This is a genomic window from Paraglaciecola sp. L3A3, assembly GCF_009796765.1.
Lineage (GTDB): Bacteria > Pseudomonadota > Gammaproteobacteria > Enterobacterales > Alteromonadaceae > Paraglaciecola.
Genome location: NZ_CP047023.1, coordinates 1103787 through 1116972, shown reverse-complemented (window position 1 = coordinate 1116972; position 13186 = coordinate 1103787). Strand labels below are relative to the sequence as shown.

The following is a 13186-nucleotide window of genomic DNA, read 5'->3' as shown; positions in this document are numbered from 1 at the left end:
TAATTAGATTAATACTGCAACAAGTAAACATGAAAGGAGCCAGGCAAAAATAAAATTTATCCAATTGACACCTAAAACTTAGTCGGTTGCATAGAAACCCCCTTTTATTTCGAACCATATACTTTTGGATCCATGTTTTACATGGTAAATTCTCTGCAATCGAAGAAAGGCCAATTATTATTTCAAGGAAAAACATGTCTATATCCACCAAATTTACGATTGAAAAATATGAATCAGGTTATTTATACGGTTGGTTTTATGACGAATCTAATCCAGTTGGTCAATCAAAATTTGAGGTAGAAGTTAACAAGCGAGTAATTGCTACAGGAATAGCTGATATATTCAGACGTGATTTACTTGAAGCGGGTTTTGGCGACGGAATTAATGCATTTAAAGTGTTTATTGAGAGTGGACTTATTGGTTTTGGCGAATTAAATGTTCGCCTTAGAGATATGGATGGAGGCTTCTCCCAAGGGAATACATTTAAGATTAATCGCCCTGCTCCAGAGTTTGACATTACATTTGTAAGACAAGATCCAGTACATTTGCATTTCACAATGAATTCAACAAAAAAACAAGGTCATTTTCGATTTGAATTATCCGAAAAAGGAAAACAAAGTTATTATCAAAATATTGAAATTAGACCTGGCAGCTATCCTGTTATCATAGCAGCCCCAATTAGTTTAATGGATGGCAACGAACACCTTATATCGATAAATTTAGAGGGTAACAGCGACAGTTTATGGCATGGTGCAGTCAACTTTAAACCATTAATCACTCCTCTAGAACATGTACAAAATGCACCTAAGTTTTCGAGGCTAATGAGCAATAATGCTCAAGCAAGTTTTCGCTACGCATCTTTGAACTATCAATTGGCACAACAACTCGACACTGATGAAATTAAGAACATAAGTACTGCTCATTCTGTGCTGGTAGAATCTTGGCACAACAGAAAAAAATACCCTCAACTTACAATACCAAAACACACAACACCAGTTGTTAGTATTATTATCCCTGCGCACAACAAGTTCGAGTTAACCTACCACTGTATTGCTTCAATTATATTAGCTTTTGACAACACTCCATACGAAGTCATTTTGGCAGATGATCTATCTACAGATACAACAAAAGAAGCTGATTCGATTATTAAAAACCTCAAATTGGTCAGTACAGATGAGAACTTAATGTTCTTACGTAATTGTAACCAAGCTGCAAAATTTGCAACAGGCAAATACTTGCTATTTTTGAATAATGATACCGAAGTAACATCTCACTGGCTTGAAGAACTGATATCTGTAGCTGAAGATGAAAGTGTTGGCCTTGTTGGCAGTAAACTACTCAATGAAGATGGCAGTTTACAAGAAGCTGGAGGTATAATTTGGGACAACTGCAATCCCTGGAATGTCGGTCACTCAGACAACCCTAACCGCCCTGAATATAGTTATGTTCGCTCTGTAGATTATGTCAGCGGAGCCTCCCTTTGCATAAAAAAAACGGTGTGGGAAGAGGTACAAGGTTTCAGCGAATACCTTGCACCAGCTTACTTTGAGGATGTCGACATTGCTTTTAAAGTTCGCCAAGCAGGTTATAAGACACTATATGTACCACATTCAGAAGTATTCCATTTTGAAGGTATGACACATGGTAGAGATATCACCCAAGGTGTTAAGAAAAATCAAGTGATTAATGCAACTAAGTTTGCCAAAAAGTGGGCCAGCGCGGTGAAGCATAATGGGAAAGAAAGTCTTGAAAACTTGCAATTATCGAAAGACAGGGATGTAGAAAAACGAGTATTAGTTTTTGACTACACTATGCCTGTTCCATCAAGAGATGCTGGATCTTACGCGGCAATTCAAGAAATTAAACTGATGCAATCGTTAGGCTTCAAAGTTACATTTGCTGCCGATAACTTAGCCCACTTAGGCGAGTCGACTATAGAACTACAAAGAATGGGTGTAGAAGTACTTTATGCACCATTTTATATGTCTATAGAACAAATATTGACCAGGCGAATCCATGAAATGGATGCCGTTTATATTACTCGTTACTACGTGGCGGAAAAAGTAATTAATAGAGTTAAAGAACTCAAACCCACGATTCCCGTTTTGTTTAACAATGCCGATCTACATTTCTTACGAGAACTAAGAACCGCACTGCAAGGGACTAAGGATGAAGCTGGTGTAGAACAAGCATTACAGACAATGCAGCATGAGTTAGATATATGTAAAAAAGCAGATGCCGTACTTTGCTACAGCGCCGCAGAAAAAACGGTAATAACATCCCATATTTTAGAAACACAAAAAATTCATATCACTCCTTGGGTATTGACTCCTAAATTATCAATGAAGTCTGTAAAAGAGCGAGAAGGTATCGCTTTTCTTGGTGGATTTGGACATACCCCAAACGTTGAGTCGGTAAAATATCTGGCGGATGAAGTAATGCCTTTGCTACAACAGAAAAGGCCTGAGATAATATTATATGTCTATGGCAGCAAAATGCCTGAGGAGTTAAAGCAACTAGAGTCTGACAATATGAAAATGATAGGCTTTGCAGAATCATTAGATGATGTATATCAGAATCATAGAGTATTTGTCGCTCCTCTACTGTCTGGTGCAGGTATTAAAGGTAAGGTTTTAGAAGCTATGGCTTATAATGTACCTTGCGTACTCACAGATATAGCAGCAGAAGGCACTGGACTTACTCACGCAGTTTCTTGCTATATTGCTAACTCACCAGAAGAATGGGTGACTAGGATATCTGACTTGTATGACGATGAAGTAACTTGGCATAAATTTGCTGAAAATGAACAAATATTAGTCAACGAAAAATATTCCTTTAAAAATGGTCAAAAGCACTTCGCTGAAATATTTGAAAGTGTCGGTATTTATACAGACTAATCACCGGCTAAGTATAAACAAGAGCAACTCAAGTGAATTGAAATAGTATGCAACTTTTGATTGTATAAAATAGTACTACCAACCAATATAGCGAAGTTAACATTTAAATGAGAATAGTAATAGTAGGGAACTGCCAAGCGCGGCCTCTTAAGGAAATCATTGAAGCCCTTGGCAATGATGTAACAGTAATTTCTACGCCAATTGTGCATTTATTAAAAGATGAAGATGAACAAAGTATCGATGCGGATATGATCGAAGCTGACATCATTGTCACACAATTAATTGCTGATAATTATCCATGTAAATTTATTCAGACAAATAAATTAAAGCAAAAATACCCAAATAAAATAGTGACTATCTTAAATTTATTTTATTCGGGCTATACACCAGATTGGATGTATATTCGTGTTCCGGGTAAAAACACACTAAAAGGTCCAATGGGCGATTACCATAATAGTACAATAGTAGATAGTTGGCTGGCTGGACGCACTATTCATGAAACAGCTGAACGACTTTTTGATAAACAATATAATTACGATAGATATAATAAAGACGTTATCCTTTCGATGAATGAATTATCATCCCGGGAAGAAAACGTTGATGTGAAAATTGTAGATTTTATCCAGAGTAATCTTACATCAAAAAGGTTGTTTTTCACCTTCAATCATCCGTGCCTATTTTTACTAGTAGAGTACGCTATGCGTATATTAAAAAAAATAGGTTATCCCGAGAACTTGGATAGCAGTAATTTACAGATGAATGAACCCCTTAGTCAATTTATTCCCCCTTTGAATTCAGGTGTAGACTTTGACTTCCCTGTTGTTAAGGAATTTAAAGGACTAGAAATTGCGGCTATCGATGGAAGTGAAATTACTACTGCAGGTGAAAAATTTTATAGTCCTAGTGAAATAGTAGAACTGTATTTTTCTATCTATGCAGAAAATGAAGACGTTATTAGGTCAAAATATGGTGCCTAAAAATATAGTTCAATACTGGCATAAAATGCCATTACCAGATGATATTGCCAAGTTACACAAAACTTGGTTACACCATAACCCTGATGCAAGCATTAAACTTTTTGATCACGAAAAAGCCTCTATATTCATCAAACAGGAATATGGTCAAGACGTGCTTGATTTGTACTTAACAGCAGCCCTTCCCGCTATGCAATCTGATATTTTTCGTATTGCTTATTGTCTTGCCAAAGGTGGCATGTATATAGATATGGCGACCGACTGCCTTGGAGCTGCAGACAACCTATTTAGTTACTCAAATCAGCTTGTGGTTATGCGCAAATGGCATGGAGGTATTTGGAACGGTTTAATTGTCTGCGAGGCAGGAAACCCTGTTTTAAGGAAGATTTGGGATAATGTACTAGACAACCTTAGCAATAAAAAATTTGATGATGTTTGGAAAGCTACTGGCCCATTTTCATTTAATAAAATTATTGATGCCGAATATGAGAATGACCTTGTTGGTAAAAATAGAGACGTATTAATAGTACCACAACAAGAGATAAGCAAATTCTTTGGCTTAGTTAATGAACTAGAGCATAAAAAAACATCTCATTGGTCTGACATTCAAAAAGAAAAAAGTATTTATAAGAATAAACCTACAAATATTGCCATGCATAAAGTTCAAGTATCAGACGAGTTACTAGGTTTTCTTAACGAAAATAGAGTCTACTTCTCTCCATTTGGTGCTGATAAGGTACAAGGTAGATTTAGAGCTGGTGAAAGCCTTATATTTACTTCGGACGTAAAAATAGAACCTTACACATGTTATATCAATGGCAGTTTTTTATATTCGTTTGGCTCATTTTCATTTTCTCGTAGTCCATTGGCTCCTTTTGTAAAAGTTGGCAGATATTGTTCAATTGGCGCTAGACTAAGTATTCTAGGCATTGACCACCCAAAATCTAGATTTACCACTTCTTCCATTACCTATGATCGACAGGCCATAATATGCTCACAGTTTTTTGCTGATCATCCAGAACTCAGTAATTTTCAGACTAATAACACTGAACCCAAGAACTCATTAGGTGTCGAAATAGGTAATGACGTATGGGTTGGAGAGGATGTCACCATAGCCAGAGGTGTTAAAATTGGAGATGGTGCAATCTTAGCAGCCAAAGCCATGATAACAAAGGACGTCCCTCCCTACGCTATTATGGGTGGTATTCCAGCCAAGGTAATAAAATTTCGTTTTAGTGATGCTGAAATAGAGAGTTTATTGGCATTACAATGGTGGAATTATAACTTGAAAGATTTAATCAATTTTCAATCAGATATACCAATTGATGAATTTATTGATAATGTAAAATCGAATATTGCTACAAAAGACCTTACGTTATATTCACCTAACAATATTACAATGAATGAGTTAGAAAAGTTTCTAGCTTAACTGCTAAATTTCCCCGTATCCCCCATATATTAAAGGCCACTCTCAATGATATTGAAAGTGGCCTAACTATTATTGCGCCAAGGCCCAAGTATTGTCAGTGGGTCTTAAGACCCCTTTATCTTTAATCGTTAAGCCATCCATCAGATGGATGATATTGCGCCCTGCACTTTCGTCACGCCACAATATGTCGGTTTTACCGTCACCATCATAATCACCCATGTTGGCAATTTGCCAGTTAGTATCGGCTACCGTACTCATCAGTTGGCTGGTTTTGATTTGACCATCTTCCATCAAATAAACCCAGTTACGACCGTCTACTTGGTTTCTTAAGATAATGTCATCCGTACCATCACCGTCTAAGTCTCCAGTCCCGGCTATCGTCCAATCTGAGTTAATTGAGTTTAAGGTGTAACGGTTTGCTATCTGACCATTTTCCATTATCCAGATGTAGTTGATACCTGTGACTTGATGACGCCATATCACATCATCAGTGCCATCACCGTTGATATCCCCAATGGCCACTATCTTGTAATTCAAGTCTGTAACCCACAGCGACGGTTGACTCGTACCAATGCTCAACCCATCCATCATGTAGAACCAGGTATCGCCTCGATCTACTCTGCGCCACAAGACATCGCCTTTACCATCACCGTTAAAGTCACCACTGCCGGCAAGCTCCCACTGCGGGGCATCAACGTAGTTCAGCACTTTACGGGCTTTGATATTTAAACCGTCCATCAAATAGATAAAGTTTTGACCTGTTATGGTATTGCGCCAGAAAATATCCGATTTACCATCATCATCATAATCACCCTGACCGGCCATCAACCAACCATCGTCTTGCACCACATTGATTGGGCTTGCGAATTCAGTTTGCACGCCATCCATCGCCCATAAAAAGTTCCAACCTTTAGCATCGCTGCGCCATAACAGGTCAGATTTGCCGTCGCCGTCTACGTCGTTTTTGACGATAGTTTCATCACTTGAACCACCAGATGAAGATTGGTTTGAACCAGAGTTTTTATTATTTTGACCAAACTTTGGCCACGCACTATTCATTAACCCAGCACTTCCTTCGAATGCATAAAGACTATTATCTGACGAGCCAACATATACAGTCCCATCAGGGGCTATCGCTGGAGAGCTATACATTCCTACACCTGTTTTATAAGTCCACTTAGTGGAACCATCTTCAGGGTTTACAGCATAAAATGTACCGTCTTGACTACCAAAATAAATGCTGCCGTCACTGGCTAATGCTGCAGAATAGTTAACACCACCAAGAGTCAAAATAGTCCACTTCTTTGTGCCATCTGGATTAATAGCAGTTAGCCTATCATCGAATTGCCCTCCAATATAAATTGTTCCATCGGTTGCTACGACAGGGGAAGAATGTTGGATATCAGCGTTTCTATAGGTCCATTTAAGACTTCCATCTGGATCTAAAGCATAGAGTTTGCCATCATAAGAGCCCTGATATATTGTACCATCGTTTCCTATTGCCGCTGACCCTCCTACAAAAAATCCCGTTTCATAAGACCACTTCAACGTACCATCTGGATTCAATGCAATGATGTTCTTACCTGAACTCGCATATATAGTGCCATCAGGGGCAATACTTGGTGATTCAACAGGGATCCTTCCCGTTTCATATGACCATTTTAATGTGCCGTCAGAGTTAATGGCATATAGATAATCATCATCTGCCTCTACATATAAAGTGCCATCGCTACCGATTGATGGCGCATCGACTTGCTCTCCAATTAGATATGACCACTTTAACGAGCCATTTGCGTTTAAAGCAAACAGGCTCCCACCACTGGTACCAAAATGTATTGTGCCATCATCAGCCACTACAATTGCCCCCCTAGGCTGATATCCTGCTTGATAACGCCATAAAAGCGAACCATCAGGGTTTAAAGCATACAAATAACCATCGTGCGAAGCGATGTAAATTTTGCCATCAGAGGCAATACCTGGAGAGCTAACAATACGACTACCGGTTTCATAACTCCACTTAACATCACCATCAGCAGCGTGTGTGATACTAAACGGCTGCAACAAAAAAAGTAATAATATGGTATTTAATTTATATTTTTTAGAAATCAACATTATTAGTTTACATCCTATGTAATTTACAAAATATTCAAGTAAAGTGATTTGTGAACCCCATAGTAGCTTAAAAAACATACAGAACAATAAAAAACCTTCAATATAGATTTTCTATTTTTCGCAAAACCATAGTATTTTATTTATTCTAGAATATTTGTAATTGGAGGTTATAAAAATAGCGTACCAGCTATAAAAATCCCACCAATTGGCGGGATTTAAACAAACTTAGTTAATTTGAATTTTTCCTATTCACTTAGCCAAGGTCCAAGTATTGTCAGTCGGTCTTAAGACCCCTTTATCTTTAATCGTTAAGCCATCCATCAAATGGATGATATTGCGCCCTGCACTTTCGTCACGCCACAATATGTCGGTTTTACCGTCACCGTCATAATCACCCATGTTGGCGATTTGCCAGTTGGTATCTGCTACCGTACTCATCAGTTGGCTGGTTTTGATTTGACCATCTTCCATTAAATAAACCCAGTTACGACCGTCTACTTGGTTTCTTAATATAATGTCATCCGTACCATCGCCATCTAAGTCTCCGGCACCCGCTATACTCCAATCTGCATTTATTGCATTTAAGGTGTAACGGTTTGCTATCTGACCATTTTCCATTATCCAGATGTAGTTGATACCTGTGACTTGATGACGCCATATCACATCATCGGTGCCATCGCCGTTAATATCACCTATCGCGCTTATCTTGTAATTTAAGTCGGTTACCCATAATGACGGTTGATTGGTACCTATACTTAAGCCATCCATCATATAGAACCAGGTATCACCTCGGTCTACCCGGCGCCACAACACGTCGCCTTTACCGTCAGCATTAAAGTCACCACTGCCACGTAACTCCCACTGCGGAGCATCCACGTAGTTCAGCACTTGACGGGCTTTAATATTAAATCCATCCATCAGGTAGATAAAGTTCAAACCAGTGACAGTGTTACGCCAGAAAATATCTGACTTACCATCAGCATCATAATCGCCCTGACCAGCCATCAACCAACCATCGTCTTGTACTACATTAATTGGGCTTGCTTCTTTGGTTTGAATCCCATCCATCGCCCACAGGAAGTTCCAACCTTTTACGTCACTCCTCCACAATAAATCAGATTTACCGTCACCGTCTACATCGTTTTTGGCGACATAAGTCACCTCACTAAAGCGATTTGGATCAAGAGGGTATGCATCATCAATATCTAACACACCATCGTTGTCATCGTCGGCATCAGCACCCATTCCAAGTGACACACAAGCCGCACCGCATTCGTTTGGAGCACCATCATTGTCGGTATCGATATAAGTACTAATAGCTATAAGTGGGAATGCATCATTTACATCTAATACGCCATCATTATCATTATCTGGATCACTTAAATCAGGTATACCATCTTTATCACTGTCCAAGAAATATTGTGCTACATCTAACGGAAATGTATCAATATTATCTTTATAGCCATCGCCATCGAAGTCAGGGAATGCACCGCCATCGTTTAAAATAAATGATAATTGGTTATGATTAAACAATTGTCCCACAGATAATGAAGTTAAAAATATTACACCTTCATCAATATTATTTTGAATTTCTAACTCGTTAAACCTAGAGCTAGATGGGTCTGAGAAGCTAATATGTTGCAACTCCGTACCTGACAATACAACCTTATGAGTTCCACTGGCCTGAAAGTTATGCTCACTGTAGTAATTACACTTTGTAATACCGCTATTGCAATGTGATACAGCCGAACTCAACTGCGTAAAATCACCTTTTAATTCCAACACACCCGCTGTCAACCAATCGCCATTGTAGTAGTTTCGATACTGGCTACTATCAGTATCAAATCCACCAAACCGGCTGTCCATGAAAAAGTCGCCTTCTACTAACAGGTAATCCCCAGGATTTTCCATACGGAGAATGCCGTCACTATAGGTATAGCCAGACGCTGTATTCTCATCAGCCTTTTGAATACGGTAATCACCTTTAACAATCAAGGTACCGCCTGACATATCAAGGGTTCCTGAAGAGTGGTAAATATCACCTTCGACGGTCAATGTATGGCCATTCAGCTTTAACTCTTTGCCATTTAAAAACAAATCGCCTTTGACTAACTGGTTATCACTTAATATCCATGAATGCGTCTCAATTTTTACATTACGAACAAATGAATCGTCTGCAGAATATAACTCATTTACAACAAATATTGATTCGAAAACAACACCTTCTTCAGAGTTATTTTTAACATCAAGAATATTAAACTTAGAGCTACCTGAAGATGGGTCCGCAAAACGAAGACTTTGCAATTCAGTGCCTGACAATACAACCTTATGAGTTCCACTGGCCTGAAAGTTTTGCTCACTGTAGTAATTACAATCTGTAATACCACTACTGCAATGTGATTTAGCCGAACTCAACTGCGTAAAGTCTCCTTTTAATTCCAACACACCCGCAGTCAACCAATCGCCATTGTATTTTTTGTTGTACGTACTTCCCGTATCGAAACCACCATATTTACTATCCATAAAAAAGTCACCTTCCACTAAAAGGTACCCTTCGCTATCCTCCATACGCAGAACACCTTCGCTGAAAGTATATTCATCCTCAATTTCGGTTGTTTTTTGTATTCGGTAGTCTCCTTGTATTTCTAATGATCCTGCACCTAAATTTACTGTTCCGCCTTTTTGCAGAATACTTCCAGAAAGATCAAAACTCGCATTGGTTAATTCCAAACTCCCGCCATCAATTGTTACATCACCATCTACAGACAAAGAGTATTCTTTTAAATCTAACCCTCCTTTAATGATTAAATTACCAACAATAGCGAGGTCTTTTGTTAAACTCACAGAGCCTGATAGAGATAAATCATATGGCCACTCATTTTCTTGAATTAAAAAAAGGCTTGCGATATTTATGTTAGAGGCACCTTCAATAGGAGTGCCTGTTGATGACAATCCTCCGACGACAAAAGTAGGGCTATCTATATTTACACCCAATTGACTAATGTTTTTAATCTCCAAAACATTAAACCTAGAACTACCTGAAGATGGGTCTGAGAAGCTAATATGCTGCAACTCCGTACCTGACAATACAACCTTATGAGTTCCACTGGCCTGAAAGTTATGCTCACTGTAGTAATTACACTTTGTAATACCGCTATTGCAATGTGATACAGCCGAACTCAACTGCGTAAAATCACCTTTTAATTCCAACACACCAGCTGTCAACCAATCGCCATTGTAGTAGTTTCGATACTGGCTACTATCAGTATCAAATCCACCAAACCGGCTGTCCATGAAAAAGTCGCCTTCTACTAACAGGTAATCCCCAGGATTTTCCATACGGAGAATGCCGTCACTATAGGTATAGCCAGACGCTGTATTCTCATCAGCCTTTTGAATACGGTAATCACCTTTAACAATCAAGGTACCGCCTGACATATCAAGGGTTCCTGAAGAGTGTATAAAACTATCTTCCACAGTCACTTTACCACTACTAATGTATACACCACCGGCTTCAAGACTAAGCTCCCCACCGATAGTGACCTCTCCTTTATTTATATTGGTCTTACTTCCTCGTAACTTAAGTTGACCTCCTACAATTAACCGATAACCGTTTAAATCAAAGGTGTTTGACGTTACTGATAAATCACCCCAAATTGTTACATCTTCGTAAAGGGTTACATAGCTACAATTAAGTTCGAGATTACTAAAATATATATCATCTAAGCGGCACCGGTTGGCGACAGTTCCATCGTCTAATTCTCGGTTATTAATCTGCTCTGTTTTAGAAACGCCTTCTGCGCCATATTTTGTAGGGTCTGTTCCTCTTAAACACTCTTCAACATTCGTTACATTATCCTTATCGAAATCGTCAGATGATTTTTCTTGTAAGCCTTTAAAATATTTGTCTTCGCATAAGTCTTCCATTCCGTCATTGTCAGTATCTCTCGGGTCAATAAAAACCGACGTATAAAAATTAGAAACCTGTGTTCCTCCACTGATATAAAACTCAAACTCTTCCCCACCCCAAAGATATGCACCAAATTCTTCAACAGATGCTCTTAAAGTGTATAAATAACACTCGTCATCAGTTGATGAGTTATCTACATCTAGATACGATTGAAACCACTTGTCTTTGCGTGCATTTCTAAACCAAATATTTGGCCCATATAAAAAATCACCGCATGATTTAACTTTAAACAGTGCTTCGCTATCAGCTCCTACTTCACTCGGATATTCAAGTACTTCAACTGAGTCTGGGGTAGAAATATAATTCAATGTTTGGTTATAAAATAGATACTCTTCCCCTGAGTTAAAAGTAATTGCTGCGTTAATTGAATAAAATAAATTATTTTCATTCAATTGAATGGTAAAAGAAGCCGGAGTTTGCTCTGAATTCAGGTAAGTTATATGCCCCACGCTCTCAGAACTAAAATCAAATTCATCACCCATTTCAGTGAATTTTATTGAACTTATTGTATCTGCCCCCCAATCAGAGAGAAGGCTTGGTGGTATTTCAATAAGGTATTTATTCACTTCATTATCAACTTGGGTTGGTGTTAAGTGAAATGTTAACGGAGTTAAATCTAACTCCCTTTCATCAACAACTGAACTAGAAGGAACCGCTTTAACCTTACAGCCAAATTCCAAAAGTTTAAGACAACTTTCATCACGTATATAGGTCAGCATTGCTCCATCTATGTAGTCGTTATATCTACCAGCTTCTTTCCAACGTTTTAATATAAAGTCTTGTATAACTAATTTGGCCCATTCGTCACTTGCCAGATTAACTCTCATCTCGTGAGCGATTTCAGATTGTATTTGAGCTAGCAGGTATCGAATAGCGTCAACGCCTTTATTCGTGGTCTCTTCAATAGACTCAACTTTCGTTATAAACTGATAAGTTTCATATAGATAACTACCACTTTTCGCCACATCATCCATACTATTTAAAAATAATTTGAGTTGGTAAAGCGATTCTCGATTCCCAGTACCATAAGCTATTAGGTTATTGAATACTCGGTATCTAGTTTTTATTTTCCTAGCATCTTGAGCAATAGCGAACATTGTTTTAGCACTTTTAACAGCACTAACGGTATCTCCCAAAATCTTTTTAAGAGCAATGATTGATTCAATTTTTTCGATCGTATCAGAGAGTTCACTTACTTTAGATAATGTAGAAGCAATACTTGCTCTTGATTTAAAAATGCCGTTATCGTAAATAGAGTCAACCATTTTTAACAAAATTTCAGGATCATTTTTATCGTATACAAAGTCACTATCAGCGATATCATATAAATTCACTATATGTGCTTCTAGTTGTACCGCCACCTCTTGACTACTCTTTGCCGCAACCTCTCCTAATTCCTTATTTTGAATAAACAAAATATCAGTAATAGGAGTCGAGTATGACTGGCGCGATATAAACGAACAAAATACAAAAAATATACAAATAAAAATTTTACGCACAAATGTTTCCCAAAAGTGAATGACGATGTCATTATTTAATAATGATAATATTTTTAATCTATTCTTCTTTTTTTCAAAAAAGGCATTTTTCGTAAATACTTGAATGTTAATTTGAAACAATAAATAGTCATAGTATTCACTCGCTAGTTTTTATACTCCATAACGCAATTTACACAATCGATGTTAATTATCTCTCTCCAAAACACTACCCGGTGTATCCCATGCGATCCCAGTTGAACTTTTGATATTCTGGTATCACTTCATCTGCTGAGCCCACCATTTTTATACTGCCTTGTTCTACCCCG

Annotated in this window: 5 protein-coding genes; 3 read left to right on the top strand and 2 right to left on the bottom strand. The window is 38.0% G+C overall.

Features of this window, described 5'->3' with window-relative positions; genetic code table 11:
- The first annotated feature begins 194 nt into the window (after positions 1–194).
- From GQR87_RS04615 to GQR87_RS04605, 3 genes are all read left to right on the top strand, one after another.
- Positions 195–2897: a glycosyltransferase gene (locus GQR87_RS04615; protein ID WP_158967014.1), complete on the top strand. Its 2703-nt coding sequence runs from the start codon at positions 195–197 to the stop codon at positions 2895–2897.
- Positions 2898–3004: 107 nt separating this feature from the next.
- Positions 3005–3874 (top strand): WcbI family polysaccharide biosynthesis putative acetyltransferase, encoded by an 870-nt coding sequence (locus GQR87_RS04610; protein ID WP_158967012.1) that lies wholly within the window; start codon positions 3005–3007, stop codon positions 3872–3874.
- A complete protein-coding gene (locus tag GQR87_RS04605; protein WP_158967010.1) occupies positions 3840–5300 on the top strand; it encodes a glycosyltransferase in 1461 nt (486 codons plus the stop codon). The genes GQR87_RS04610 and GQR87_RS04605 overlap by 35 nt, the downstream gene beginning before the upstream one ends.
- A 69-nt stretch (positions 5301–5369) precedes the next feature.
- Here the strand turns inward: GQR87_RS04605 and GQR87_RS04600 are convergent, their stop codons facing one another.
- Together GQR87_RS04600 and GQR87_RS04595 are read right to left on the bottom strand one after the other, a co-directional pair.
- On the bottom strand, positions 5370–7412 hold the full coding sequence (locus tag GQR87_RS04600; RefSeq protein WP_158967008.1) for a PQQ-binding-like beta-propeller repeat protein: 2043 nt from the start codon (positions 7410–7412) through the stop codon (positions 5370–5372).
- Positions 7413–7661: 249 nt separating this feature from the next.
- A complete protein-coding gene (locus GQR87_RS04595; protein ID WP_158967006.1) occupies positions 7662–12881 on the bottom strand; it encodes an FG-GAP-like repeat-containing protein in 5220 nt (1739 codons plus the stop codon).
- Positions 12882–13186 lie beyond the last annotated feature (305 nt).

Coding starts and splice junctions, on each gene's coding strand:
- GQR87_RS04615 (WP_158967014.1), top strand. CDS start 195: ATGTCTATATCCACCAAATTTACGATTGAAAAATATGAATCAGGTTAT.
- GQR87_RS04610 (WP_158967012.1), top strand. CDS start 3,005: ATGAGAATAGTAATAGTAGGGAACTGCCAAGCGCGGCCTCTTAAGGAA.
- GQR87_RS04605 (WP_158967010.1), top strand. CDS start 3,840: ATGAAGACGTTATTAGGTCAAAATATGGTGCCTAAAAATATAGTTCAA.
- GQR87_RS04600 (WP_158967008.1), bottom strand. CDS start 7,412: ATGTTGATTTCTAAAAAATATAAATTAAATACCATATTATTACTTTTT.